Source organism: Pseudofrankia asymbiotica (assembly GCF_001983105.1).
Lineage (GTDB): Bacteria > Actinomycetota > Actinomycetes > Frankiales > Frankiaceae > Pseudofrankia > Pseudofrankia asymbiotica.
This window is the reverse complement of the sequence record NZ_MOMC01000065.1, coordinates 43,681-70,373: the sequence shown is the minus strand read 5'-3', so window position 1 is coordinate 70,373 and position 26,693 is coordinate 43,681. Positions and strand designations below refer to the sequence as shown.

18 protein-coding genes are annotated in these 26,693 nt (G+C 72.6%); 7 read left to right on the top strand and 11 right to left on the bottom strand.

What is annotated here, in order from left to right:
* Positions 1–1,172 (top strand): AIPR family protein (locus BL253_RS29220; RefSeq protein WP_198946442.1); only part of this gene is annotated, 1,172 nt, incomplete at its 5' end.
* 231 nt (positions 1,173–1,403) lie between these two features.
* On the opposite strand, the gene BL253_RS29215 is transcribed toward BL253_RS29220, so the two are convergent.
* From BL253_RS29215 to BL253_RS29200, 4 genes are all read right to left on the bottom strand, one after another.
* Entirely contained in the window at positions 1,404–2,954 is a 1,551-nt protein-coding gene (locus BL253_RS29215) for an N-acyl-D-amino-acid deacylase family protein (protein ID WP_081438803.1), read from the bottom strand.
* Positions 2,951–5,572: a hypothetical protein gene (locus tag BL253_RS29210; protein ID WP_076820524.1), complete on the bottom strand. Its 2,622-nt coding sequence runs from the start codon at positions 5,570–5,572 to the stop codon at positions 2,951–2,953. The genes BL253_RS29215 and BL253_RS29210 overlap by 4 nt, the downstream gene beginning before the upstream one ends.
* Before the next feature lie 356 nt (positions 5,573–5,928).
* Positions 5,929–6,144, bottom strand: a complete 216-nt coding sequence (locus BL253_RS29205) for a DUF397 domain-containing protein (protein ID WP_076820523.1) — start codon at positions 6,142–6,144, stop codon at positions 5,929–5,931.
* The gene (locus tag BL253_RS29200) at positions 6,145–7,005 is read right to left on the bottom strand and encodes a helix-turn-helix domain-containing protein (protein ID WP_076820522.1); all 861 of its coding nucleotides are present in this window, start codon (positions 7,003–7,005) and stop codon (positions 6,145–6,147) included. It abuts the gene before it with no gap.
* A 294-nt stretch (positions 7,006–7,299) separates the two neighbouring features.
* Here BL253_RS29200 and BL253_RS29195 point away from each other — a divergent pair, with 294 nt between their 5' ends.
* Both BL253_RS29195 and BL253_RS29190 read left to right on the top strand, forming a co-directional pair.
* Positions 7,300–7,866 carry an ATP-binding protein gene (locus BL253_RS29195; RefSeq protein WP_076820521.1) on the top strand — a complete coding sequence of 189 codons (567 nt, stop codon included), beginning with the start codon at positions 7,300–7,302 and terminating at the stop codon, positions 7,864–7,866.
* Between the two features lie 241 nt (positions 7,867–8,107).
* Positions 8,108–8,506 carry a helix-turn-helix domain-containing protein gene (locus BL253_RS29190; protein WP_241835257.1) on the top strand — a complete coding sequence of 133 codons (399 nt, stop codon included), beginning with the start codon at positions 8,108–8,110 and terminating at the stop codon, positions 8,504–8,506.
* Here the strand turns inward: BL253_RS29190 and BL253_RS29185 are convergent.
* Entirely contained in the window at positions 8,480–8,812 is a 333-nt protein-coding gene (locus tag BL253_RS29185) for a hypothetical protein (protein WP_131831602.1), read from the bottom strand. The two genes, BL253_RS29190 and BL253_RS29185, sit on opposite strands and share 27 nt — an antisense overlap.
* A gap of 315 nt (positions 8,813–9,127) precedes the next feature.
* Between BL253_RS29185 and BL253_RS29180 the strand changes: the two genes are divergently transcribed.
* The 3 genes from BL253_RS29180 (at position 9,128) to BL253_RS29170 (ending at position 14,462) form a co-directional block, all read left to right on the top strand.
* The gene (locus BL253_RS29180) at positions 9,128–12,040 is read left to right on the top strand and encodes a right-handed parallel beta-helix repeat-containing protein (RefSeq protein WP_076820519.1); all 2,913 of its coding nucleotides are present in this window, start codon (positions 9,128–9,130) and stop codon (positions 12,038–12,040) included.
* Between the two features lie 171 nt (positions 12,041–12,211).
* Positions 12,212–12,799 carry a sigma-70 family RNA polymerase sigma factor gene (locus BL253_RS29175; protein ID WP_076820518.1) on the top strand — a complete coding sequence of 196 codons (588 nt, stop codon included), beginning with the start codon at positions 12,212–12,214 and terminating at the stop codon, positions 12,797–12,799.
* 46 nt (positions 12,800–12,845) lie between these two features.
* A complete protein-coding gene (locus tag BL253_RS29170; RefSeq protein ID WP_076820517.1) occupies positions 12,846–14,462 on the top strand; it encodes a sensor histidine kinase in 1,617 nt (538 codons plus the stop codon).
* A gap of 55 nt (positions 14,463–14,517) precedes the next feature.
* On the opposite strand, the gene BL253_RS29165 is transcribed toward BL253_RS29170, so the two are convergent.
* A complete protein-coding gene (locus BL253_RS29165; protein WP_241835255.1) occupies positions 14,518–15,222 on the bottom strand; it encodes a M24 family metallopeptidase in 705 nt (234 codons plus the stop codon).
* A gap of 123 nt (positions 15,223–15,345) precedes the next feature.
* Entirely contained in the window at positions 15,346–19,689 is a 4,344-nt protein-coding gene (locus BL253_RS29160; protein WP_076820515.1) for a bifunctional nitrate reductase/sulfite reductase flavoprotein subunit alpha, read from the bottom strand.
* A 786-nt stretch (positions 19,690–20,475) separates the two neighbouring features.
* Between BL253_RS29160 and helR the strand changes: the two genes are divergently transcribed.
* The gene (helR, locus tag BL253_RS29155) at positions 20,476–22,677 is read left to right on the top strand and encodes an RNA polymerase recycling motor ATPase HelR (RefSeq protein WP_198946441.1); all 2,202 of its coding nucleotides are present in this window, start codon (positions 20,476–20,478) and stop codon (positions 22,675–22,677) included.
* 163 nt (positions 22,678–22,840) lie between these two features.
* On the opposite strand, the gene BL253_RS29150 is transcribed toward helR, so the two are convergent.
* From BL253_RS29150 to BL253_RS29135, 4 genes are all read right to left on the bottom strand, one after another.
* Positions 22,841–23,152, bottom strand: coding sequence for a DUF6458 family protein (locus BL253_RS29150; RefSeq protein ID WP_076820514.1), 312 nt, complete (start codon positions 23,150–23,152; stop codon positions 22,841–22,843).
* 320 nt (positions 23,153–23,472) lie between these two features.
* The gene (locus BL253_RS29145) at positions 23,473–24,399 is read right to left on the bottom strand and encodes a hypothetical protein (RefSeq protein ID WP_076820513.1); all 927 of its coding nucleotides are present in this window, start codon (positions 24,397–24,399) and stop codon (positions 23,473–23,475) included.
* Positions 24,400–24,584: 185 nt separating this feature from the next.
* Entirely contained in the window at positions 24,585–25,607 is a 1,023-nt protein-coding gene (locus BL253_RS29140; RefSeq protein WP_081438802.1) for a TAXI family TRAP transporter solute-binding subunit, read from the bottom strand.
* Between the two features lie 92 nt (positions 25,608–25,699).
* Entirely contained in the window at positions 25,700–26,518 is an 819-nt protein-coding gene (locus BL253_RS29135; protein ID WP_076820512.1) for a response regulator transcription factor, read from the bottom strand.
* Positions 26,519–26,693: the final 175 nt, after the last annotated feature.

The window sequence follows — 26,693 nt, the reverse complement described above, 5'->3', positions numbered from 1 at the left end:
CCATCGCGGAGGCGATCCGGCGCAGCCCCGACAAAGCCCGGGAAGCAGTAGTAGGCGTGCGGATCATCGCGCTGGGCGACGCCCCGGAGGAGCTCGCGACCGGGATCACACAGGCGACGAACACCCAGAACGACGTCGAGCTCCGGGACTTCGTTGCCCTGGACCGTGTGCAGGCCGAGATCAGGGACGACTTCGCGCTGACCCTGAAGAAGGTCTACACGATCAAGCGGGGTGAGATTGACCCACCGCCCGACGGTGGCTGCTCGGTCTTCCAGGCTGCCGTGGCGCTTGCCTGCGCTCATCCCGCCGTCCACCTTGTCGTGYGGGCCAAGCAGAACTCTGCCTTGCTGTGGGAACGTGGCCCGGAGGGTGCCTACTCGCAGCTGTTCGACCGGCGACCCACAGCCATTCAGATTTGGCGGAGCGTCGAGACGCTCCGAGCCGTCCAGCGCGAGTTCCAGAAGGCCCGGGACGAACGGACGGGCCGAGGGGCGGCCATCGCCGAGCAGGGCACCCTGCTGACCGCCCACATCATCTTTCAACATGTTGGTCTTGATGGGATCGACGACTACGACGTCGACTGGGAGAGCCGCCTGGCAAAGCTCCCGGAGGTGGTGAGAAGCGCCGTCGACTGGCTGATCCATCACGTCGACAACGAGTTCGGCACGACCTCGTTCCCGTCGAGCACGTTCGCCAGCRCTGACCGGTGCGCGGTACTGGTGCGGCTCGTCCTGGCCTCGTTGAAGGGCGGCGGTGCCACGCCCACACTGCCGGCGGCATATGCGCCGGCAAGGACGACCACGTCCCGCCGCAGGAGCACGGTCGGACTGCTGGTCGACGCCGGGCGCATCAAGGAAGGCACGCGGCTGGTGTTTTCGACGGGCGGCAAGGCCGAGGAGGCCGCGCTCCGCGACTGGCTCGCCGCGGATCCGCGGCGTTCTGAGGCGACCTGGGTCAACAACCGTGGCAAGCCTCTGTTGTGGGCCGCCGACGGCCGCCGCTATGCACCGACCCGGCTGGTCATGACCATGTGGAGCCTCGCGGGATGGGAGCGAGCGCCTGTCGCCGTGCAGGGGCCACTGCGGTGGTCGATCCCGTCTGAGGGCACCCTGGTTGACTTGGTCGAGACCCTCCTGCGGACAGATACACCGGACGCCATTGCCGGTGAGTAACGCGCGTTCGCGGCGTTTGTCGGTGTAAGCAGCGGAGGTCGGAGTCCGCGCCTCGATGGGAGTGCAGCGAGAAGATCGGGAGACTAGATAGCTTGGGTGGGCGGAGCCTGCCAGCCGCGTGCGTTGCTGCTACTACGGAACCGCGGGCAACTGCCGAGATCAATCGAGAATCGACAGATCTCGGCGGTCGATTCAACATTAGCGGCGGGTATTTCGAGGGCGTCCAGCCGGTCAGCGGGCGATCACTGCTCCAGGATGACGGCCGTCTGGCCGGRCATCGTCCTGCCAGACAGGGATGCCATTGACGAGGACGAGAGCGGTGCCAGTGGCGAGGTCGCGGGGGTGGGGGTAGTCGGCGTTTTCGGTGAGGCCGGTAGGAGCGAGGACGGTGATGTCGGCGGCTTTGCTGGGGGCGAGCCGCCCGCGGTGCGTCAGGCCGTAGATGTCGGCCGGATTGGTGGCGAGGTGGCGTACGAGCCGCTGGTAGTCGGTCTTTCCGGTGGTGTCCGTGTAGTGGGTGGCGAGGCGCGCGAAGGCGCCGTAGGCGCGCGGGTGCGGGTGCTGGCCCTGGTAAATACCGTCCGAGCCGGCGGCGTGGCGGGGATGGGTGATGATTGCCTGCAGATGAGCGTCGGTGAAGGCAGGACGGTTGAGGTTCGCGCCGACCTGCAGGCCGGTGTCGATGAGGAGATCGAGTACCCAGGTGCCGGCGGGCTGATCATGCTTGGTCGCGGCCTGGGCGATGGTCTGGCCAGCGAGGTGGGCGAGGTGATCAGGCAGTAGGGCCAGGTAGACCTGGGAAAGTTCGTTGTCCTGGAACGCGCGACTAGCGAGGAGGTCGGCGCGGACAGCCGGGTCGGTCAGGCGGTTCAGGGTGGTGTCCTGGCCGCCGGCCTGCAGGCTCGGCGGGAGCAGCAGCATGGCGAGGATTGTGCTGGAGCGGATGTAGGGATACATGTCGAAGGTCATCTCGATGCCGCGGACATCGGCGTCGGCGAGCGCTGCGTCGATGTCGGCGGGGTCGCCCCACAGGTGGCTTGCGTGGACGGCGGTGTTGGCGGTCGCGCCGACGTGGGTGAGTTCGGCGAGGCCCTCGCGGACGGCCGCTCCATAGGCGCGCAGGTGGGAGACATAGGGCCGGCCCGTGCCGGCGAGCGGCGCGGCGAGCGCGGCGATCTCGTCCGGTGAGGAATGCCGGCTGGGTAGGTAGTCCAGGCCGCTGGACAGGCCGACGGCCCCGGCCGCCAGTTCGGTTTCCAGGTCGGCGCGGGCGGCGGCGACCTGTTCGGCGGTCAGCGGCGTGTCGGCCGCGCCGATGGTGTTGTGGCGGATGCTGCCCTGGGAGGCTAGGACGGCGACGTTCTGGTCGAGCCTGCCGGTGACGAGGCTCGTGTAGTCGGCGAGCCGGCACGGGCCGGGGTAAGGGAAGAGGCCGTTGACAGGGCCGAAGTAGCGGTTGAGGTAGGCGATTGTGCCGGCGTTGGCGCCGATCCAGGAGGAGCCATCCTGGCCGACGACCAATGTGGTGACCCCCTGTGCGAGCGCGCCCGGGACGACGCCGTCGTCGAGGAGCGGGCCTTCGGCGTGGACGTGGGCGTCGATGAACCCGGGGCAGACGACGCTACCCGCCGCCAGGTCGATAACCTGCGCGTCCGCCTCGCCGAGGCCGGTCCCGATCGCCTCGACCCGGCCGTCAGCGACAAGAACGTCGGCGCGTACGACGTCGGCGCCGATCCCGTCGGCGACCAGACCACCGCGCAGGACCAGGCGTCGTGCGCTCACAGGTTGATCTCCCAGCCGTCGCGGTTCGCGAGGTGCTCCTCGGCGTAGGCCCAGAACTCGGCGAGCTGGCGGCGACGTCCGCCGTTGTACCAGGGTGCCCGGGGCAGTTCCTCGGCGAGCTGCGCCTGAGCCTGGCAGAACAGGCCGGACAGCTCGCCGCGTCCTCGGCCACGCCGCGACGGCCCGGGGTAGGGGCACAGCCCGAACGGGCAGTGCGCCGGGCACCCTTGGCGCATGTCGCGTTCACGGGCGGCCGGGTGGCGGATGCAGTCGGGCAGTTCGTCGGCGTCGGCGAGCAGCGGCCACAGCGCGTCCGGCCAGGGCTCGGCGCAGTAGACGAGGTTGAGCAGCAGACTGACGTCACCGAGCAGGCGTGACGGCCGGTTGTCGAGCTGTGAGTTGGATCGGGCCATGTCCGTCTCGGCCAGCCACACGAACGACTCCGCCGGCCGGCCGGCGGCCAAGCCGTCCAGAACCAACCGGGCGGCTTCGCGGACCAACGGGTGGCGGTCTTCGCTGGCGGCATGGCGCAGCGCCGCCCACGCTCGTGCCCGTAGTTCGGCGTCGCCACGGGTGGCGTCGTCTGGCGTGGTGAGGCGGATCCCAAGGGCGTGGACGAGGGAGATCCGCGAGTACCAGAACCGGGGCCGCGCCGCGAGCAGATCAAGCAGAGCGCCATCAAACGCATGATCGGGATAGACCCAGGCGGTGAGTTTGAAGCCGCGACACAGTGACGTCTCGAACATCAGCGGGTTCGCGTCGGACGCGGTCGCGAGCCGCAGCCCGCGCTCGTAAAGCTGGCCGCCGCGGCCGGTCGGGTCGACCTCCCGCAGGTAGGGGCAGAACCACAGTGCGAGCCCCAGCTGGTGCTGGATCCCATTCGCGGTCGGCGACTCGGCGGCGGCGATCCACTCCTCGACGCTGTCGAGCAGGGCTGCGGGCTCCCGGCGGCGCAGCAGCGCAAGCCCGGCAGCGAGCCGGACCTGGAAACTCGATGAGTGCAACGCGCCCAGCAGGTAGCGCTCCGGTTCGCGGACCACATGCAGGTCCAGTGTTGTCACCGCATCACGCAGCCCGGCCAGTCCCAGCACCAGGCCGCCGGCGCCGGACGCCCGATCAGCCAGAGTGACCGTCAGCCTGCGCGCCAGCGTTGCCTCCTGTGCCGCGTCGAGATCGGCGGCCGGGCGGTGACGCAGCGCCAGGATCAACCCGGCCGCCGTCGCGGCGGCTGACACGTCGCCATCCAGTGCATCCACGAGCGCGGCATGCACCCGGCCGGCCTCGGCGTCCAGCCGCAGCGCGTCGGCGACCGTCTCCCGAGCAGCGGAGCTCGTCGCCAACTGCTCGACGAGTTCGCCGACCCGTGCCGGCTGCTCGACAAGAAAGCCCGCGGCCAACGTTGCTTGCACCTCCGGTGAGGACAACCGCAGCAGCCGCCGGTTCGAGCCCGGATCAAGAAACCCGCCGGCGACGTAGGAACGTACCTCGGCATCGTTCGGACCCGACGACCGTAACCGCCCACCAGCCCGCGCGGCGAGCCTTCCTGCCGTCCGCCACTGCCCGGAATCCGGGACCGCGACCTCGAGGCGGCCTTCACGCAACAGCACGAAGGCGAGAATCCGCAGTTCACGGGCCGGGATCGCCGCGTCCGGTACCACATGCTCGGTCAGCAGCTGGTCCCACAGCACCAGGCCGCGGGCCTCAGGCCGCGCCTGCCCCACCGCCGCGAGCACCCCGTCACCGCCACGTCGCAACAGCCAGACCAGCCGCTCGACCATCGACGGCGTCGCGAGCGCCCCCACCACCGCGCCGGCCAACGCAGCGTCCGCGGTCTCGGGAAGACGAGCGCCCCGCACGAGCACACCACGTGCCACCACGTCCGGCAGCCGCGGCAACTCCACCATCAGCCCCGGCGTCGACTCGGCCAGCCCTGGTCGCCCGCTCCCGAACAGTGGCACCCGCAATCGCTGCACCGACGAGAACAACCGGTGTACGACCAGCTCCCGCTCGGYCGACGACGTCGCCGGCGCGATCTCCTCCAGATCAGCGGCGACGAGCAACAGCCGGCTGCACCGCAGCAGGCTCCGCCACAGCGCGTCGACAAGATCTCCGTTCGCGTTCACACCCAGGAGGACAAGGTCGAACTGCCGTCGCGCCGCATCCAGCAGATCATCCGGATGCCCCGATGTCACCTCGCCGACCAGAACCGGCACGTTCCAACGCCACCGTCCCGCAAGCGCCGCCACCGCCCGGGCGAACACCTCATCTCTTCCCGAGCCGGCCGAGCCCGTCAGCAGCGTCACCCGTGGCGGACTGCGCCACCGACCGAAAGCGGCGGCCACCTGTCGGGCGGCTGTGTCCTCGACGAGCGCCGCGTCCGCGTCGAGGCTCGGTGCGCCGACCTGTTCACGCAGCAGACGCCGGTAGCGGCGCAGCAACACGTCCCGGCGCAGGCCGTAGTACCAATAGGTCGACACTCCGCCGATGGCCACCACGCCGACGAGGTTCGTCTCGATCGCACAGGTGTAGGCGTTGTCGTTGCACCACGTCTCACCGTCATCGGCATAGACAGCCACGCCGACCGCGCACGCCATCAGCGCCGCCACCAGCGGAAGCAACGCCGAGTACCATCGTGCGACCCGCCGGACCGGCCGACCGGGAAGACCCGTCATACCACCGCCCGGCATGTAGGGCCATCACCCGCCGCTATTCGCTCACTACCGTAGCGAACAACGACATCGGCTGTCCGGCGGTTCACTTACACATGCCAGTAACGAGGCACCGCGCAACCCTGTCATGCTGCAGGCAGAGTCCAGACAGATTCTCCGAAGATCTGCCGTTCCGGCGTGCGGTCATGGACAGCGAGATTGCCCGCGACTTCGCCTGGAAGCCGTTGCACCAACGCGCTCTCGTTCGCATGCGTCAACAGCCGTGGTCCCTCGATCCGTCAGCGCACACGAAGCGGGCGCCGGTGTCAGCCGTTGAACTCGCCGTCGCGGGCGCCGGCGAGGAAAGCGGCCCACTCGGCGGCAGTGAACCGCAGGACGGAGCCCCCAGGGTCCTTGGAGTCGCGGACGGCGCGGCCGCCGTCGGGGAGGACGGCGACCTCGACGCAGTTGCCGCCGGTGCCTCCCGAGTAGCTGCTCTTACGCCAGAAGAGCTCGTCCGAGGGGTTGTTTTCTGCGTCCATTCACATCTCCTTGCGGGCGGCGTCTAGTAGGACGCGGGTGCCGTCAGGGTCGCGGGCGAGGCCGCGGAGCTGGTTCATCCAGGCGTCGTAGCGGCGGACCTCGGCGGGCTTCTCCAGGTAGAGGCTGCCGGTGGGGGCCTCAATGTAGACGGTCTCGGGGGCGCCGTCGGTGTCCGGGAAGCCCAGCAGCGTGAAGTTGGAGATCATGCCGGCGTGGGCGCCCGCCGCGAACGGCACCACCTGGATAGTGATGCCTGGCTGTTCGGACAGGGCGATCAATCGGTCGAGCTGGCGGCGCATGGTGTCGGGACCGCCGACGTGGCGCCGGATGGCCGCCTCGTCCATGATCGCCCAGAGGTCCAGGGGCGGGTCGTTGGTCAGCACCTTTTGACGGGTGAGACGGAGCTCGACGGCGCGGTCGATCTCGGCGGCGGGCATCGCGGGGGAGGCTGCGCGGATGACGGCGCGGGCGTAGTCGGCGGTCTGCAGCAGGCCTGGGACCARCAGACTTTCGAACGTGGCGACTGTCGATGCCTCGGCCTCCAAGCCAATGTAGATCTGGAACCAGCGAGGCACGATATCGCCGTAGGAGTGCCACCAGGCCGGCTTGCGGCTTTCTTTGGCGAGCGCGAGCAGCGCTTGGCGCTGGTCTTCGTCGGTGACGCCGTAGAGGTCGAGCAGTTCGGCGACGTTGCGAGGCACGAACCGGAACTGGCCGGCCTCCATCCGGCTGATCGTCGGACCGGACCGGTGGATGTGGTCCCCGGCCTCGTCGACGGTCAGCTCGACGGCTTCGCGCAGCCTGCGTAGCTCGGCGCCCAGCCGGCGGCGCCGCACGGTCGGGCCCGGCGTACTCGGCATCGTCCCCCTTCCGCCGTCGTCGTAGCCGTCTGGGCGAAGTCTGCCAGCCCAGTCCTTCCCTCGCAGATCACTCTTCCACGTATCGGCGTACGTACTTGCGTACATCTCATACGTGGGACATCCTAGGCGGGTCGCCATCGATCAGCCCGGCCTGCGGGGCCGGGCTGCGCACTACGCCTCCGCCGCCGAAATTGAGGTGAGCCCGATGGGCACACACCTGCCCGTCGTCCGGGATCCAGACGACCGCCCATCAGCTGCGTTCCACGACGTCAGCACTGCACCACCGGTCACGTCGTGATCACCGGCCAGATGTCGGGCCAGGTCGCGACGATCCTGCTTCCCGCCGATCCGATTGCCTGCCCGCTGGGCCGGTCGTTCGTACGTGGGCTGCTGGGACAGTGGCGACTCGGCCACACCGTCGAGGTCGCCGAGCTTCTCTCCGCCGAGCTCGTCACGAACGCTGGTGCCGCGAGCGTGTCGTCGGGCAGGACGTCAAATTGGCCTGTTGGTGTTGAGCTGCGGCTGACCGTCATGGACGACCGGCTGCTGATCGAGGTCACCGATCCCGATCCCGGGCCGCCGGTGCCGCGTGACGCCGAGCCGGACGACGAGAACGGCCGGGGTCTCCTGCTGGTCGAGGCGCTTGCCGACCGGTGGGGCCACCTGATCCTGACCCGTGCCGACGCGGCTGTAGGGAAGGTCGTGTGGTGCCAGGTGGGGCTGCGCACGCCGACGACGCCCGCCGGGCTTCCCCTTCGCTTCGTCGACCCGCCGGCCGTGCCCGGTCGAGGTCGGCGCGGTTCCGCGGAACCGGATCTGGCGGTGCTGCGCCGGGTCCGTGACCGACTCCAGACGCTGTAGGTGCCCGACCCGGTCGGGCCCACGGGGAGTCGTGGGGCTGGCCGGCCGTTCTCAGGAGGCCTCCTGTGCCCGTCCTCCCGAAGCAGGATGATCGATCCGATCCGGCCGTGCGGGTGTGGCCGGCTGGTCGGGTGGCGGTGACATGAGGCCGCCCGCGAACGTCCGGCCGCTGGTCGGGCGGTCATCGTCCGATGAGGCCTTGGAGAGCTGGATCGCGGTCGCGGCGGCGCTGAACGTGCGGATGGCGGTCAGCCGCGTCAGCCAACGTGAACTTGCCGAACGCTCCGGAGTGTCGGTCGCGACGCTGCGGATCCTGCAGCGCGGCACGGGTAGCCGCCGCGCGCACAACAGCACGCTGACCGCGGTGTCTCGCGCGCTCGGCTGGCCCGACGACCACCTGATCCAGGTTCTGCTCGCCGAACCGGCCGGCACCCCCGCGCAGTCGGCGGGTCCCTCCGGCTCCCCGGGCTGGACGGGTCCGGCGGCGAGAGAAATGCCGTCCGAGGCCCCGGCGTCGCCGGAGGYGGTGGAGGCGCTGAAGGCATTGGCCGAGGTTCTGCAGGTCCTGGGTCGCATCGACCGCAACCTCGCCGCCGTCGCCCGTACGGTGGCCTCAGTCGATCATTTCGAAGGTCGGTGAGATCTCGAAGCGGTTGAAAATCATCCAGGCGACCTCGATCTGTTTCCCGAGACAAGGGCTGTCGGCGGGGAACTGGACCCTGACGTCGATATCGCCCTCCTCCTCGGCCCGGGAGACGGCGATCTCCACCGTAGTTCGGCCGACGAGCGGATAGGTGAACCACTCGTCGTCATCCGGCCCGACCTCCAGGCCGGTCTCGACGGCACCCCAGTCAAGCTCGCCGAACCGATAGCCGACTATTTCTGACAGCGCGACCAGGAATCCTTTCAGATTCACGAGTCTCAGCCACCCGTCGAGCTGCTCCACCACGTCACCAACCCGTCATCCGCCAGCGGTTCTCACCCTCCGGGAGCGAGCGTCAACCACTCGGACGAGAGTGCTCCGGCTGGGCGGCGCGCCCGTTCGACCGACTATACGGCCGACGGTTTGGCGTGACGCGCGCCGCGGTGCGGATAGCCGCCGCCCCGGCCTCCCGTTCCCGCGCGCCGGGGACCACAATGAGGTCCAGGCGGTTATGGCCCAGCGCCCGGCGAAGGGCCAGAACGCGCGGTCGGGCACCAGGTAGGCGGCACGCGGACGACGCGACGGCCGCGGATACGCGGAAGGACAGCGGACCACAGGATGCGAAGGCCACGACAGCAGGCGGCGCCGGCGGCGAGCGCGCCGCCGTCGCCCCCGCCCGCGCCTCCGCCGTCGCCCCCGGCGGGGTCCGCCGGATGGCCGGAGCCGTCCCCGTTCGGCCCGCCACCCGGTCCCGGTCCTGGGCCCAGGCACGGGCCGCTGGCCGCCGCGCTCGCGGCGGCGGTGCCGGGCCAGACCGTGACGCTCCCGCCTGGCCGCTACGCCGAGACCCTCGTGGTCGACAAGGCGGTCACACTCGCCGCGGCCGCCGGTGGCGGCACCGTGTGGCTCGCGGGCGGCGGGCCGCTCGTCCTGCGCGGGTCGGTGGTGCTGTCCGGGCTGGTCATCGTGGGCGCCGACCCGTCGCTGCCCGCGGTCGTCATCGAGGCGGGCGCGCCGACCCTGCGAGGATGCGAGATCGTCGGCGGCCGGGTGGAGATCGTCGGGGACGCCTCGCCGACGCTGCGCGACTGCCGGATCAGCGGCGCCCAACTGGCCGGCGCGCATGCCGCCGGCACCGGCGGGCCCACCCTGGAGGCCTGCGTCGTCACCGACGTGGACGGCACCGGGGTCGTCGCCAGCGCCGGCGCGACGGTCACCCTGCGGGGCTGCCGGATCTCCCGGACCACCGGCTCCGGCCTGCGCGCCCGCGGCCAGGCCACCGCGAGCGCCGACGGCTGCGAGATCACCGGGACCGGCCGCAGCGGCGTGCTCGTCGAGGACACGGCGACGGTCCGGCTGCGCGGCTGCGCCGTGCGCGGCGCCGGTACCGAAGGCGTCCGTGTCCTCGGCTCGTCGCCGGCGTCCCCCGGCGTCCCCGGCCTGGGCACGGCGGCGGGCGCGAGCGCCGCGGCCGCCGCACCCGGCCCGGCCACGGGCGGGACCGGCTCGGAAAGCGCTGACGGCCGGCGGGACGCGGACGGCCCGGGAGGCGCGGACGGCACCGCCGACCGACCTGGGCCCGAGGTGGTCGCCGACGACTGTGAGCTGGAGTCCGCCGGCACGGACGGGCTGCTCGTCGAGGGCGCCGCGACGGTGACGCTGTCCGGCTGCCGGCTGCGCTCGCCCGCCCGCGCCGGCGTCGTCGCGGCCGGGGCGTCCGCCGTGACGCTCACCGGCTGCGTGCTGGAGCGGGTCGGCACCTCCGCCGTGGTCGCGCGCGGATCGGCGGTCATCACGGTCGACGGCGGCCGGGTGTTCCGGCCGGCGGCCAACGGGGTGTTCGTCGCCGACGCGGGCCTCGCCACCCTTCGCGACGTGGCCATCGAGGAGGCCGGCTACAGCGCGGTCCACGCGGCCGGCGCCGCGTCGGTCACGCTCGTCGACGTGACGCTGCGGGCCACCCCCGAGCACGGGGTGCACGCGGTCGGCCGGGCCGCCGTCCGGGTGGAGGGCGGCCGGGTCAGCGGCGCCGCCATGTCCGCGCTGCACGCCGAGCAGGACGCCACGCTGACGGCGCACGGCTGCGAGCTGGCCGGCAACGGCATCGGGATCAGCGCGAACGCGACGGCGTCCGCCACCGCGACCGGCTGCGTCGTCACCGACAGCGCCGACGTGGGCATCCGGGTCGGCTCGGACGCGAAGGCGACGCTCACCGGGTGCCGGGTCGAGCGCACCGGCGCCGCCGGCGTGGTGGTCGCCGAGCGCGGCGAGGCCCAGATCACCGACTGCCGGATCGCGGACGCGACGGGTTCCGGCCTGGTCGTCTGGCGTGCGGCCGCCCCGGCCGTCAGCGGCCTGCTGGTGGCACGCACCGGCAAGAACGGCGTCTTCGTCGGCGACGACGCCGGCGGCGCGTTCGACGGTGGCGAGATCACGGCGGCCGCGTTCCCCGCGCTGCACGTCGGCGCCCGGGCCACGCCCCGCATCGCCGGCCTGCGTATCCGCGACACGGAGACCGACCTGAGTCTCGCCGACGGCGGCGCGCCGAGGTTCGAGCGCTGCACGGTCACCCGGGTGCGGACCGTCAACATTCCCGCGTCCGGTCGGGACGGCGCGGCCGACGGCCCCGGCGGGACGGTGCCGGGGACGGCCGCGCCGGATGGCCGGGACGGCGGCACCGGGGCCGACGGCGAGGCGGACGACCGGCCGGAGGCACCCCCGGTCGAGTCGCTCGACGACCTGCTGGCGGAGCTCGCCGGCCTGGTCGGTCTGGACCGGGTGAAGCGCGATGTCGGCGCGCAGGTGAAGCTCATGCAGACGGTGCGCCGCCGGCAGGAGGCCGGGCTCGCCGCCCCGCCGCTGTCCCGCAACCTGATCTTCGCGGGCAACCCGGGCACCGGCAAGACGACCGTCGCCCGCCTCTACGGCCGGCTGCTGACCGCGCTCGGGATGCTGGAGCGTGGCCACCTCGTCGAGGCCGACCGGTCCGCGATGGTCGGCGAGTACATCGGCCACACGGCACCGAAGACGACGGCGGTGTTCCGCCGGGCCCTCGGCGGGGTGCTGTTCATCGACGAGGCCTACGCCCTGGTCCCGCCGGGCGTGGGCAACGACTTCGGCCAGGAGGCGGTCGCGACCCTGGTGAAGCTGATGGAGGACAACCGGGACAGGGCGGTGGTCATCGTCGCCGGCTACCCCGGCGAGATGTCCCGGTTCATCGACTCGAACCCGGGCCTGGCCTCGCGGTTCACCCGCACGATCACCTTCGACGACTATGCCGACGACGAGCTGGCCGACATCGTCGAGGCGCAGTGCGCCCAGCACGAGTACGAGCTCACCGAGCCGGCGCGCGCGGCGCTGGCCGGGTACTTCTCCGGAGTCCCGCGGGTCCGCGGCTTCGGCAACGGCCGGCTCGCCAGGCAGGTGTTCCAGCGGATGACCGAGATCCAGGCCCAGCGGGTCGCGGACCTGACGGACCCGAGCACCGACGACCTGCTGCGGCTCGTCCCCGACGACGTGCCGTCAAGCTGACGGCCGCCCAACTGACCGGCTGACCGGCCCTCTTTTGGCCGACAGGTAAACATTCGCCGTAACAGCTTCAAATCCCTCTCAAATCGGTCCGCGCTCGGTGGGGTGACCGTAGCCTGACGTGGCGTCAGCTCGGCCACCGTTGACACCGGACGCCCGGCGGAGGGACTGCCCATGACGAGCGTGCCCGCGCCCGCTCCAGAACGGGCCGACGCGGCCCGGCGGCGGCACTTCGGCGACCATCTGGTCCGTGACTGCGGCCCGGCCCTGGAGCGCTATGTGTCCCGGCTGCTGCCGGGTGACCCGGGGCGCACCGAGGACATCGTCCAGGAGACGTTCCTGCGCGCCTGGCGGCACGCCGACCTGCTCACTGGCCTGACCTGCGACGAGGAACTGCGGCGCTGGCTGTTCCGCGTCGCCCACAACGTGGCCGTCGACTGGCTGCGCAGGCGAGCGACCCGCCCGCTGGAGCTGACCGACAACCTGCCCGTCGTGGCGGACCCGGCCGGGCAGGACCAGCTCGAGGCGGTGCTGCTGCGCCACGTCCTCGCCACCGCGCTCGAGACGCTGTCCGCGCCGCACCGGGCGACCCTGGTACACCTGCACTGGCTCGACCGCTCCCACGCCGAGGTCGCCGCCGCGCTCGGCATCCCGGCCGGCACGGTCAAGTCGCGCCACCACGTCGCCGTCCGCGAGCTGCGTACCGCCCTGACCGCCCGGGGTGTCACCGGCGCTCGCCCCGCGGCCCCGCGGACCGACTGATCCCCGGGGCGGCCGCGGGGCACCGACAGAAGGCCAGGGCACCAGCATGCGCACGAGGCTGCTCACGATCCTGCTCGCGTTCATGACGGCGACGCTGGCGGCGCTGGGTGTGCCGCTCGGGCGCAGCGTCGCGCAGAGCCAGCAGCAGCAGATGTTCGTCGACCGTCTCGCGGACACCTCGCGGTTCGCGGGTATCGCCGGCCAGGCGCCCCTGGGCGACGGCGACCAGGAGCTGCGCGAGGAGCTGGCCCACTACGAGCAGCTGTACGGGATCGTCGCAGTGGTCGTCGACCTGAACGAGGACGTGCGCGCCGCGTCCAGCGCGGGGGTCGACGCGCGCGTGGAGGAGCTGCGCCCCGCGCTGCAGGGCGCCCTGCGGGGCCGCCGGTCCAGCGACCCCGGTCAGATCTGGCCCTGGCAGGACCGCCCGCTGGTGGTCGCCGAACCGGTCGTCTCCGGCCGGGACGTCGTCGGCGCGGCGGTGACGATCTCGCCGACGGGCCGGCTCTCCGACCGGATCCTGCGCTGGTGGCTGTGGCTGCTGGCCGCGGCCGTCGTCGTCACCTGCCTGTGGGTGGGGGCCGCCGTGCGGCTGACGCGCTGGGTGCTGCGCCCGGTCCACGACCTGGGCCTGGTCACTCACGAGATCGCGACGGGCCGGCTCTCGGCCCGGGTGCTGGGCCGCGCCGGGCCGCCGGAGCTGCGCCGGCTGACCCTGTCGTTCAACGAGATGGCCGGCCACGTGGAGGACGCCGTCGAGGCGCAGCGCGCGTTCGTCGCGGACGCCTCCCACCAGCTGCGCAACCCGCTGTCGGCGCTGCTGCTGCGGATCGAGAACCTCGTGATGGACCTGCCGGACCAGTGGCAGGAGGAGGTGGGGGAGACCCGGGTGGAGGCGCGCCGGCTGGTCCGGGTCCTCGACGAGATGCTCGCGCTGGCCAGGGCGGAGCACCACGTGGCGCGCCCGGAGAAGATCGACGTCCGTGCCGTCGTCGACGAGCGGGTCGCGGCGTGGCGGCCGATGGGCGACGCCCGCGGCGTCAGCGTCGACGTGACCGGGCTGACCAGCGTGTCGGCGGTGACCGACGTCGACGCCCTCGAGGGCGCGCTGGACGCGGTGATCGACAACGCGCTGAAGTTCTCCCCGCTGGACTCGACCGTCACGGTGACCGTGAGCCTGGGCCCCGACCGCCCCGACCGCCCCGACCGCCCCGACCGCCCCGACCGCCCCGAGGAGCCGGGCGGCCCGGGGGGTCCGGGCGCCGCCGACGACGTGCCCGGCCCGGACGCCGCGCGCGACGACGGTGGCCAGACCGCCCGCGACGCCCCGCGTCTCGCCGCCCGACTCGCCACCGTCGACACCATCCGCCCCATGGCCCGTCACGCGGGCGCTCCGGCGGGCGACGTGCTCATCCGGGTGAGCGACCAGGGACCGGGGGTCACCGTCGACGAGCTGGCGAGCATCGGGCGCCGTTTCTGGCGCAGCCGGCGCAACGTCAACATCGGCGGCTCCGGCCTCGGGCTGAGCATCGCGACGACCCTGCTGGCCGCCTCGGGCGGCGACATCCGCTACGCGCTCGGCGAGCCGGCCGGCCTCGTGGTGACGCTGCGACTGCCCTCGGCCGGTTCAAACTCGCCGGCGCCCGGGGCGGCGGCGACGTAGCTCGCGCCACCGCCCGTCCGGCCCGTTCGCGCGGGCGGGCCAGAAGGGCCGGACGTCAGCCGCCGAGGTCGAGGAGCTGTTCGTAGAAGCCCCCGAAGCCGCGCTCCGGGTCCACCAGGTGGATCTCCAGGATCCAGTGGCAGCGTCGCCCGGCCCGGTCGGCGCGGCGCATCGGCCGGTCGTTGCCGTCGGCGATGTAGTTCTCGATCTGGGCGCCGTCGACCGTCGCGTGCGGGAACTCGCCGACGAGATGCCCAGCGTGCGGGCCGCCGTACACCCAGCCGGCCCCGGCGGTCAGCCGCTCGACGGTGGCGAACAGCTGCGCGCCGGTGACGTCCGGGCTTTCCTCGAAGAAGCGCTGGCCGGCCTCGAAGACGGCGGGCAGGTCGGCGACGAGGCGGTGCTTGACCGGGTCGTCGCCGAGCACGAAGGTCCGGCCGAAGTCGGCCTCCCAGCCCTCGAAGATCGGGCCGAAGTCACAGAACACGATGTCGTCGGCGTCGATGATCCGGTCCGGCGGGTTCTGCCGGTAGGGCTGCAGGGTGTTGGGCCCGGCGCGGACGATCCGCTTGTGCCAGTGGCGGTCGGCCCCGAACAGGTCGTGGGCCAGGTCACGGATGTCGTCGCTGACCGCGCGCTCGCCGCGCCCGGGAGCGATCAGGCCGCGCCGGTCCACCTCGGTGAACAGCTCGGCCGCCTGTGCCTGCGCGGCCAGGAGGCGAGCGGCGCGTTCCGTTTCACCGTCCACTTCACCGTCCACGTGGCGCTCCCATGCCCCGATGGTAGGAGAGCGATGCCGACCGCCCTGGTTCGGGCGCCTGGCCGGTGGGTCACGGATCAGTTCGGTCACGGATCAGCTCGGTCAGAGATCAGCTCGGTCAGATCAGTAGACGTCGCGCTGGTAGCGGCCGTCGGCGGCCAGCCGGCGGACGTGGTCGGCGGTCTGGTCGGGGTCCAGGCGGCCGTGAGTCGCGATGATCTCGCGGAGCGTTTGGTCGACGTCGGCGGCCATCCGGGTGGCGTCGCCGCAGACGTAGAGGTGGGCGCCGTCCTGGAGCCATGACCACAGCCGGGCGCCGTGCTCACGCATCCGGTCCTGGACGTAGATCTTGGCGCGCTGGTCGCGGGAGAAGGCCGTGTCGAGGCGGGTCAGCACACCGGCGGCCTGGAACGCGGCGAGTTCGTCGGCGTAGTAGAAGTCGGTGGACTGGCGTTGCTCGCCGAACAGCAGCCAGGTGCGGCCGGTGGCGGCCCGCGCCTGCCGGTCCTGAAGGAACCCGAGGAACGGGGCGATACCGGTGCCGGGCCCGATCATCACCATCGGGGTGTCCAGGTCCGCCGGGGGCCGGAAGGTGGACGAGGCCTGTACGTAGGCGGAGACGGGGGTGTCCGGGTCGGCGTCGGCGAGGTAGCTGGAGCAGACGCCCTTGCGGGGCAGTCCGGCGTGGCTGTCGTAGCGGACGACGGAGACGGTCAGGTGGATCTGGTCGGGATGGGCGAGCGGACTGGAGGAGATCGAGTACAGCCGGGGCCGCAGGCGCCCGAGCACGTCGACCCACTCCTGCGCCGGCGCCCGGACCGCGGACTCGCTGACGACGTCGACCGCCTGCCGGCCCCACAGCCATTTCGCGAGCTCGCCGGAGTTGCCCGGGCGGCGCAGCGTGCGCAGGGCCCGGTCACCGCCACGCTCGGCGAGGAAGGCGAGCAGTCCTGGGCTGGTCCCGGTGATGTCGAGGTGGCGGTGCAGCGCCCGCGCGAACGGGACGTCGCCGAGGCCGGGAAGGGCGACCGGCGCGGCCGGGTCGGCGCCGGTGACGGCCAGCCATTCGCCGACGAGAGCGGGACAGTTGACGGGCCAGACACCGAGGGCGTCGCCGGGCTGGTAGGAGAGCGCACAGCCGGCGATGTCGAAGCGGAACTGGCGGACCTCCTTGGCCGAGCCGGCCAGGCTCAGCAGGCGGTTGCCGACCAGGCGGGTGGTGGCGGGCGCGGACCTGGTCGGACGCGGGGAAACCACGGGAGCCGAGGAAGCCGAGGAAGCCGAGGAAGCTGGGGGAGCTGGGGGAGCCACGGAAACCGGGGGAGCCGGGGGAGTCACGCGGTCGGCCGGGTCGGCGGTCGCCGTCGGCGGGTGCGTGGGTGGGCCGGCCAACGCGGTGAGGACGGTGTCGAGCCACCGGGTGGCGTCGGCGTCGTAGTCGGGTTCGCAGTCGACGCGGGGCGCCAGCCGGGTCGCGCCGAGCTCGGCGAGGCGCTCGTCGAGCCGGCGGCCGTGGCCGCAGAAGTCGTTGTAGCTGGAGTCGCCGAACGCCAGGACGGCGTAGCGCAGCTGGTCGAGGCGCGGGGCGTCCGGGCCGGTCAGCGACGTCCAGAAGCCGGCGCCGTTGTCGGGAGCGTCCCCGTCGCCGAAGGTGCTGGTGACCAGCAGCAGGTCGCCTGGTTCGCGCAGCAGCCGGGGCGGGCAGTCGGTCATCGCGTGCACGGCGGGCGGCCGGCCCTCGCCGGCGAGACGGCCGGCGAGCGTCGCGGCGAAGTCCTCCGCGGTGCCGGTCTGCGAGGCCCAGAGCACCGTGACCGGGCGGGTGGCCCCGGCTTCGGGACCAGGCGCCGGCGGCTGGTGCTCGTCCGCGCCGCGCTGGGCGGGCACCGCGCCGGCGGCGGGCCTGGCCCGGGAGAACGTTCCGGCGAGCACGCCGTTGAGCCAGGTCGCGTGCTCCGGGGCGAAGGGCGCGCTGGGCGGCAGGACCGGAACGGCCGCGGCGCCCGCCGGTGGCAGGGCGGTGAGGCCGGCGACGAAGCCGGCGAGGTAGCGCCGCTGACCACCGTCGAACTGGGGCGGGACGATGGCGCCGACGCCGAGGAGGCCGGCGAGGGCGGTGATCGGCGCGGCGTCGTCCCGGCGGTCGCCGAGGCCGGCCGAGGGCTCGCCTCCCGTGACCGCCTCCGGCCGGCCCGCCGCCGCCAGCGCGTGTGGCGGCTTAGGCACGCCGGCACCGTCCGGAGCACCGGCCAGGTCGGGGGCTTCGGTCATGGTCGTGACCCTGGTCAGGGAGACCGCGCAGACCTTGAACTCCGGCTGGAACGAGATCGGGTCGACGGCGTCGTTGGTGACGGCGTTGACGCTGAGGTACTCGCCGAACAGGTCGTTCCAGTGGAACGGGGCGAAGCAGGTGCCTGGCAGCACCCGGTCGGTGACCACCGCCGGCAGGACCGCCCGGCCGCGGCGGGAGGCGGCCTCGACGGGATCGCCGTCGGTCACGCCGAGCGCCGCGGCGTCGGCCGGGTGGATCTCGACGAACGGGCGCGGGTTGAGCCGGCCCAGCTTCGCGATCTTGCCGGTCTTGGTCAGGGTGTGCCACTGGTGCTGGAGGCGGCCCGTGTTGAGGACGAACGGGTAGTCGTCGTCGGGCAGCTCGGCGGCGGGCAGGTGCGGGCGCGGGTAGAACACCGCCCGGCCGCTCGGCGTCGGGAACACGAGCCGCGGCCGGCTTCCGTCCGGCCGCTCGGCGAGGGCCTGGCTGACTCCGTCGTTGCGGTAGCGCACCGGGTTGCGGCCGGCGCCGTCGGGATGGGCGGCGGGCCACTGCACCGGCTCGCGGCGCAGCCGCTCGTAGCTGACGCCGCGCAGGTCGTAGCCGGTCGCCGGGTTCGAGAACCCCTTGATCTCCTCGAAGATCTCCTCGGCGCCGGCGTAGTCGAACGCCTCGGCGTAACCCATCTCGGCGGCGACCCTGGCGATGATCAGCCAGTCCGGCAGCGCGTCGCCCGGCGGGTCGACGGCCTGCTGGGCCAGCGTCAGGTTCCGCTCGGAGCTGACCATGACGCCGGTGGTCTCCGCCCACATCGCGGCCGGCAGGACCACGTCCGCGTAGGCGTTCGTCTCGGTGTCGGCGAACACGTCCTGGGCGACGACGAACTCGGCGGCCTCCAGGCCCCTGATGACGGTCCCGCGGTTGGCGACCGACGCCACCGGGTTCGTGCAGATGATCCAGCAGGCCCTGATGTCACCGGCGGCCATCTTCTCGAACATCTCGATCGTGCCCTTGCCGACGTCGGTGCGCAGGGCGCCGGCCGGGAGGCCCCACCGCGTCTCGGTGAAGGTCCGGTCGGCCTCGACGAGCACCGAGCGCTGCCCGGGCAGGCCGGGGCCCATGTAGCCCATCTCCCGGCCGCCCATCGCGTTCGGCTGGCCGGTGAGCGAGAACGGGCCGGCGCCGGGACGGCAGATCGCCCCGGTCGCCAGGTGCAGGTTGACCAGCGCGTTGGTGTTCCAGGTCCCGTGCGTCGACTGGTTGAGCCCCATCGTCCAGCAGCTCATCCACGCGCCGGCCGCGCCGATCAGCTCGGCGGCGCGACGGATGTCGTCCGCCGGGATGCCGGTGATCTCCGCGGCCCGCTCCGGCGGGTAGTCGGCGAGGAAGGCCGGCATCGCCTCCCAGCCCTCGGTGTGCTCGGCGATGAACGTCTCGTCGAGGTTCCCGTCGGCCGCGAGCAGGTGCAGCAGCGCGTTGAGCAGCGCCAGGTCGGTGCCGGGCCGGATCTGGAGGAACAGGTCGGCCTTGTCTGCGGTGGCGGTGCGGCGGGGGTCGACGACGATGAGCGTCGCGCCGGCCTTGACCCGGTCCATCATCCGCAGGAACAGGATCGGATGGCAGTCGGCCATGTTCGAGCCGATGACGAGGAACACGTCGGCGTGGTCGAAGTCCTCGTACGAGCCGGGCGGGCCGTCGGCGCCGAGGGAGAGCTTGTAGCCGCTGCCGGCGCTGGCCATGCACAGCCGCGAGTTCGACTCGATCTGGCTGGTCCCGATGTAGCCCTTGGCCAGCTTGTTCGCCAGGTACTGGGCCTCCATCGTCATCTGCCCGGAGACGTAGAGGGCGATCGCGTCCGGGCCGTGGGTGTCCAGCACCCGCCGAAGCTCCCGCGCCGTGCGGCTGATCGCCTCGTCCACGCCACCGGCCACCGGCGCGGACTCCCGGTCGGCCCGGACCAGCGCCGTCGCCAGCCGGCCGGGCGCGGCGAGCAGCTCGGCGCTGGTCGAGCCCTTGGTGCACAGCCGGCCGGCGTTCGCGGGATGGGAGCGGTCACCGGAGGCCTTCACCGCCCGCCGGCGGCCCTCGGCGTCGGTCACGACGTCGAGCACCAACCCGCAGCCGACACCGCAGTACGAGCAGACCGTCCGCACCTGTCGGGTCGCGGGCAGGGCGGCCGCGGCTGGCGCGGTCACAGGCGTCCCCTTCCAACGCGGCGACCCATCGGCGCCGCCGGGTCACCCCAGCGGGCCGCCGGCGCCGGGCGGGCACCGGGGATCTTCCGGTCCCACGCTAGGAGTCGCCGGTTACCGTCCGGTCGCTGAACAGGTGGCCCCCGGTAACGGCACTCTCACGCCCAGCGCGGCGGGTGCGTGAGCGACGGCGGAATCCGGGCCGTACGATCGGCGAGGCCGCTGGCTGTCGTCGCGTTCACCGTGCCGCGCCAGGAGGGCTTCGCGAGACGGGCGAGCGTCCCGGCCCCGGCGCGGACGTCACATCCGCTACGTCCGTGGGCGCGTGGGGAGATCATCCTGGGCCGACGGCGCCGCCGCACGCGGCTGGCCGCCGCCTCGCGAGGGGGATGTCCGTCGACAGCGGACGAGAAAGGGAAGGAGAGCGCACACTCCTTGCCACTATCAACGTATAGCGCACCGGGGGGCTTGCCGCAAGACCCCGGTCCCGCCATAGAGTCGCCGGCCGAGGCCAGGACCTGCGGAAATCGGAGTCGGTACGTGCGCGAGTTGTCGTCGATGTATGGGTCGCGCGGGGACGTCGATCCGCTGGTGAGGCCCGCGGCACGGCCCGGGCTGAGGGCGCTTGGCGCCCAGGCACGGAGGTGCGCGCCGCCGGACAGGGGACTCGCGCGGCGGACGGCCGGTGTCGGTGTCCGCGTGCCGCTGATGCCCGTCGGCTCGTCGGTGCCGCCATAACCCGAAGGAGAACCCGCGAACCTGATATCGGTTAGCCGTTGCGAGGGGCATGTGTCAACTCAGGGATACGAAGAGGAACTGCGGTCCGAGCAGAGCTACGTGGCCGAGCTCTACACGCGGCTTGACGTCAAGCGCGCGCAGCTGAAGGGTGACTTCAAGGCGGCGTTGCGGGGCAACGGCGGTACACCCATGGAACGGGATGTCGAGGTGCGCGCGATCGCCAAAGAGGTGCGGCGGGTGGACATCGCGGACAACGGGCTGTGTTTCGGCCGGCTGGACACCGTTTCGGGCGAACATTCATATATCGGCCGGATCGGTCTCTTCGACGAGGAGAACGACTACATACCGGTCCTGCTCGACTGGCGGGCTCCGGCGTCGCGCGCGTTCTACGTCGCGACCGCCGCGACCCCGGAGAACATGCGCCGGCGCCGCCAGTTCCACACCCGCGGGCGCCAGATAGTCGACTTCACCGACGAGGTGCTCGGCCGCCCCGGCGGCGGCGAGCGCGGGGACGCGGCCCTGCTCGCGGCGGTCAACGCGCCGCGCGGCGGCGAGATGCGCGACATCGTCGCGACGATCCAGGCCGAACAGGACGAGATCATCCGGCTCGACCACCCGGGGATACTGGTGATCGAGGGTGGCCCGGGCACCGGGAAGACCGTGGTGGCGCTGCACCGCGTCGCGTACCTGCTCTACACCCAGCGGGAGCGGATGGAACGTCAGGGCGTGCTCGTGATCGGGCCCAACCCGGCGTTCCTGCACCACATCGGCCGGGTCCTGCCGTCGCTCGGCGAGTCCGCCGTGGTGTTCATGACCACCGGGGACATCGTGCCCGGCCTGCGCGTCACCGCGCAGGACGCCCCGGAGGCCGCCCGGCTCAAGGGCTCGCTGAGGATGGTGGACGTGCTCGCGGCGGCGGTCGCCGACCGGCAGCGGCTGCCCGAGCAGCCACTGCCGATCAGGCTGGGGGACGTCACGGCGCGGATCGACGCCGAGACGGCGGAATGGGCCAGAGAGGAAGCGCGGGCGAGCGGGCTGCCGCACAACGAGGCCCGCGCGGTGTTCAGCGAGATCGTCACCTGGGTGCTCACCGAGCGGGCGATAGCCCGGATCGGCCGGGGCTGGCTGACCCCTGAGGACCGCAAGGCCTGGGAGCACCTGCGCGCGGAGCTGCGCAGGGAGCTCGCGGACGACGACGCGTTCACCGCCGCGCTCGACGAGCTCTGGCCGATACTGACGCCGGAGGCGCTGCTCGCGGCGCTGTACACGTCCCCCGAGCGGCTGCGGGCGGCGGGCGCCGACGAGACGCTGCTGCGCGCCGACGGCGACGCCTGGACCGTATCGGACGTGCCACTGATCGACGAGCTGATCGACCTGCTGGGCCGCGACAAGGCCGCCGACCGGGCCGCCGAGCTGGCCGCCGAGCGGGAACGGAAGGCCGAGGCCGAGTACGCCGCCAGCGTGCTGGGCTCCCTCACGGAGCGCCCGGACATGATGGACGACGAGGACCACCTGCTCGCCCAGGACCTGCTCTACGCCGAGGACCTGGCGGACCGCTTCGTCGAGCATGACACCCGTGAGCTCGTCGAACGCGCCGCCGCGGACCGGGACTGGGCCTACCGGCACATCGTGGTCGACGAGGCCCAGGAACTGTCCGAGATGGACTGGCGGGCGCTGATGCGGCGCTGCCCAGGCCGGTCCTTCACCGTGGTCGGCGATCTGGCCCAACGCCGGTCGGTCGCCGGCGCGACCTCGTGGGACGCGATGCTGGCGCCGTACGCGGCCGGGCGCTGGGTCTACCGGTCGTTGTCGGTGAACTACCGCACCCCGGCGGAGATCATGAACGTCGCGGCGGCGCTGCTCGCCGAGTTCGCCCCCGGGGTCCAGCCGCCGGAGTCCGTCCGCGCCTGCGGCGTCCAGCCCTGGTCCAGGCAGGTCACCGAGGACGAGCTGGCCGCCGCCATCGAGGAGTTCGCGCGAGACGAGGCCGGCCGTGAGGGGACCAGCGTCGTGATCGGGCCGCCCGGGGTGCCGGGCACGGTGACGGCGTCGGAGACGAAGGGCCTGGAGTTCGACGCCGTCCTCGTCGTGGAACCGGAACGGATCCTGGCCGACGGCCCGCGCGGCGCCGCCGACCTCTACGTCGCCCTCACCCGCGCCACCCAACGCCTCGGCGTCCTGCACCAGGGCCCGTTGCCGCCGGCCCTGACCGGACTCGCCGAGGCCGGGACCCCCGCTCACCAGGCGGGCTGACCGACAACGACTTCCGGGGATCGGCGTCCGCCGATCCCCGGAAGTCGCGCGCGGCCTCGCGCCGCCTCGAAGCCTGTGACCCGGAAGCCTGTGACCCGGAAGCCTGTGACCCGGAAGCCTGTGGCCCGGAAGCCAGTCGCTTCGGAGCCCGCCCGCGTTCCGCTCAGCGGGTCGGCTCGTAGTCGGTGGTCACCCGGCGGCGGAACCGCGTGGTGCGGGCCGCCGGGACGTTGTCGTAGACCTCGACGTCGGGCCGCTGGTCCTGGTAGACGACGTCCGGGCGCTGGTCCTGGTACGTGACGCGCCGCCGCCGACGCGGGGCGAACAGGAAGATGTCGAGAATAAGCCCGGCCGCCCCGGCCAGCATCAGCACCACACCGATCACGGCGATGTCGAGACCGGAAATCGAGACGTCGACGGCGAACGTGAGGATCGCGCCGACTGCTATCAGGAAAATGCCGGCACCGATGCCCATCGGGTGCTCCCTTCGGCCGTACCTCCCGGCTGGGAGGCRCTCCGTCTCGGCGTACCCGGGGAGACCGGTGGTATTCGGCGGATACCGCATTGATTGAGCATCTGGACCCTGGGCGTGGTCCCCACTACCCCTTTCGGGGCGCTGACCTGCGAATTTGGAGCCGTGTCGAAGTGCAATCCGCCGACTTCGACACATCGTAGGGGAGAGTCGTCGCCCGGCTTCGGACGCGAAACGACCGGCCGGGTGCGTGTGCACCCGGCCGGTCGGTCGTGCCGGGCCGCCGTGGGGCGGCGGATGTCACCTCGTCAGCGGCGGCGCGGTCAGAAGCGGCGCGGCGGCGTGGAGTCGACGCCGGGCATCTCCTCCAGCCGGCCAGCGGTGGCCTCCGAGGCCGTCTCCTCGTTCATCGACGCGGGGAAGCCGGTGACGGGCGTCGACGAGGTGGACGACGGGCGACCGGGCATCCCGGCCTCGGTTGCGGCCGGGGTCCCCGTGCTGGCGGTCACCGGCGGCGTCAACGGCGGCGTCGTGGTCGGCATCGGCGTCGAGCGGGTCAGGTCCTCGTCGCGTGCGCCGCCCGCCAGCGCGTCCGCCTTGCCCTGCTGGCTGGAGCCGGACAGGTACTTGCGGGCCGCGACGGTCGCCGCCGCGCCACCACCCAGCAGCAGCATCGTGGCCGTGCCGCGACGGCGGCGCCGGTGCACCCGGGCCAGCTTCCGCTCGGCCTTCGCGAGCCGGTTCTCCAGCACCAGCTGGGCCTTGTCGGCCCGCTGCCTGGCCTTGCGCTCGGACCGGATGGCACGGCCGGAACGGGCCTTCTCGACCTTCAGTTCCGTGGTCGCGCGGGCGCGCTCGGCCGAGAGTTCCGCGGCGCCCCGCGCCTTCTCGATCCGCCGGCCGGTGCGACCGGAGACAGCCGCGGCCGTGGATGCCGTCCTGGCCGCGGTCCGGGCTGGGACCTTCGCCGCCTTGCCGGCCTGCCGGCCTGCCGCGCCGGCGCCGGCGCTCGACGTGTCGGCGACCTTGCTGGCGAACGCGCTGCCGGCGTCCCGGGTGGCCGCCGCGGCGGTGTGCCCCGCCTGCGCGACCCCGTGGCCGGCCTTGGCGGTGGCGTCGGCGACGGCGTGTCCGGCCCGGTCGGCGGCATGCCCGGCGCGGTCGGCGGCGGTGCGGGCCGCGTCGGGAATCCCGCTCACCGGCACGGCCTCGGTGGCGTGCGAGAGCCGGTCCTTGATCGTGTTACTCATCGGTCTCCCTTCGTGGCGTGCCCCGAGCGGTGGGGCCGGCACGGGGTCGGGGCGGATGGTCCCGCCGCTGGCCCTCCAAGATCTGACGACCTTGCCCTACCCCGCGTCGCGGCCCACCAACATTTCCACCCTCCGCAACCTCGAGACCACTCTTTGGCGCGATGGTCGTCTCGCCGGGCTCGGTGTCAGACCTTGGTCGCCCGGTAGTAGCTGGCCGCCCCGTCGTGCAGCGGCACCGGACCGGTCGCGACGGCGCTGCGCGGGTCCAGCGCGTAGGCGACCGGCACCACCCGGGCGATCGTCTCCCGCGCGTCGAAGAGAATCCGGGTCACCTCGCGCACCAGGCCCGCGTCGGTGTCGGCGCTGGTGACGAGCAGGTCGGCCATCGCCACGGTCGGGGTCGCGCCGACGCCCGCGTAGGCGCCGGCGGGGATGACGCCGCGCCGGTACTCGGCGCCCCACTCCTGAACCTTGTCCAGCCTGCCCACCAGCCCGTCGAGAGGGACGAACCAGACGGGGAACCGGCTGGCCAGGTCCGCGACCGTGCTGGTGGGCAGCCCGCCCTGCCAGAAGAACGCGTCGATGGTGCCGTCGGCCAGCGCCTTCGCCGACTCGTCGATGCCGAGCTTCAGCTGGGTAACGTCGGCCAGGCCGATCGCCGGGTCGACGGTGAACAGCCGGGTCGCGACCAGCTCGGTGCCCGAGTCGGGGGCGCCCGTCGAGACCCGCCGGCCACGCAGGTCCGCGAGGGTCCTGACGGGGGAGTCGCGCGGGACGACGAGGTGGATGTACTCGTCGTAGATCCGGGCGACCGCCCGGACAGGCAGGGCGGCCCTGAACGGGTCCTGCCCGCGCACCGCGGCCGTCGCCGCGTCCATCGTCGAGAAGCYGAAGGTGTTCGGCGCGGCGGCGACCCGCCGCAGGTTGTCCACCGCGGCGCCCGTGATCGTGGTGGTCGCCCGCACGCCGCTCAGCGAACTGTTGATCGACGCGGACAGGGCCTTTCCGTAGCGGTAGTAGATGCCCCCGGTACCGCCGGTGAAGACCGTCACGGCGCCGCGCCGATACGGCTGGCCATCGCCGTCGAACCGAATCCAGGCGAGCACCCCGGCCGTCACCAGAACAACCGCCGGAACGACGGCGAGCACGACCAGCCGGCGCCATTGCGGCAGGCCGGCCAGGCGTGCCCGGCCCACGGTGACCTTCATGCTTATCCTCGCACGCCCACATCCGGGACCCAGAGCACGACGTCCGTGCGAGGACCGCGACGCGTCGAGAAGGCCGGCCGGCGGCCTGGGAGTCAGCCGGCGGCCTTCGCGCTCAGCCGGTATCCGATACCGCGGACGGTTTCGATGACCCCGGGCAGCCCCAGCTTCGCGCGCAGTGACGCGATATGAACCTCCAAGGTGTGCGAGGCGCCTTCCGAGCTGTATCCCCACACCTCGGCGAATATCTGCTCGCGCCGGAACACCACGCCCGGGGCACCCGCGAGCTGGGCGAGCAGGTTGAACTCCTTGCGGGTGAGCGCGGTCTCCCGCCCGCAGACGGTGACCTCCCGCGCCCGCAGGTCTATCGAGATCCTCCCAACCGACAGCACCTGGTCAGCGTCGCTCCCGAGCGGGCCCGGCGCGTACTGGCGGCGCCCGTACTGGCCAGGTCTCGCGGGCGCCGGCGCCGGTGGTGACCAGGCGCGGGCCCGGTCGGGCCCTGGCCCGCCGCGCACCGGTTCCGGGTGGGGCCCGGACGCGTCGCCGCCGCGTTGGTGGGAACGTCTGGTCACCACGTGAATGCGCGCGATTAGCTCGAGGACGTCGAAAGGCTTGACGACGTAGTCGTCCGCCCCGGTGTAGAGACCGCGCAGCCGGTCGGCCTGCTCCGCCCGGGCGGTCACCATGATGATCGGCACCCCGGATATCAGCCGGATACGGGTGCAGATGTCGAAACCGTCGCGGTCCGGAAGCCCCAGGTCGAGCAGCACCAGATCGGGCTGGGCRCTGTTCAGCATGTCCAGCGCGAGAGTGCCCGTTCGGGCGCGGACCACGTCGAACCCGTGCCGGCGAAGACTGCCCGCCAGCGCGCCCGCCACCCGGTCGTCGTCCTCCACTACCAGTAACAGCATCGCTGCCTCCGCCAGTCGGCGCCGCCCGAGCTTCCCCGTACCCCCGTCGCGCGATTCATGAAAATCACCTGTCCGGCAGAACGTAGCACTGGGAGAAAGGAAGAGATCGACGGCGACTCCGGCTCGGCGCTGGAGTATTCCGCGGTTCCGCGCTGGCGGGTGTGGACGCCGGTGC

Coding starts and splice junctions, on each gene's coding strand:
- BL253_RS29205 (WP_076820523.1), bottom strand. CDS start 6,144: ATGGACGCAGAAAACAACCCCTCGGACGAGCTCTTCTGGCGTAAGAGC.
- BL253_RS29180 (WP_076820519.1), top strand. CDS start 9,128: ATGCGAAGGCCACGACAGCAGGCGGCGCCGGCGGCGAGCGCGCCGCCG.
- BL253_RS29175 (WP_076820518.1), top strand. CDS start 12,212: ATGACGAGCGTGCCCGCGCCCGCTCCAGAACGGGCCGACGCGGCCCGG.
- BL253_RS29170 (WP_076820517.1), top strand. CDS start 12,846: ATGCGCACGAGGCTGCTCACGATCCTGCTCGCGTTCATGACGGCGACG.
- BL253_RS29150 (WP_076820514.1), bottom strand. CDS start 23,152: ATGGGCATCGGTGCCGGCATTTTCCTGATAGCAGTCGGCGCGATCCTC.
- BL253_RS29145 (WP_076820513.1), bottom strand. CDS start 24,399: ATGAGTAACACGATCAAGGACCGGCTCTCGCACGCCACCGAGGCCGTG.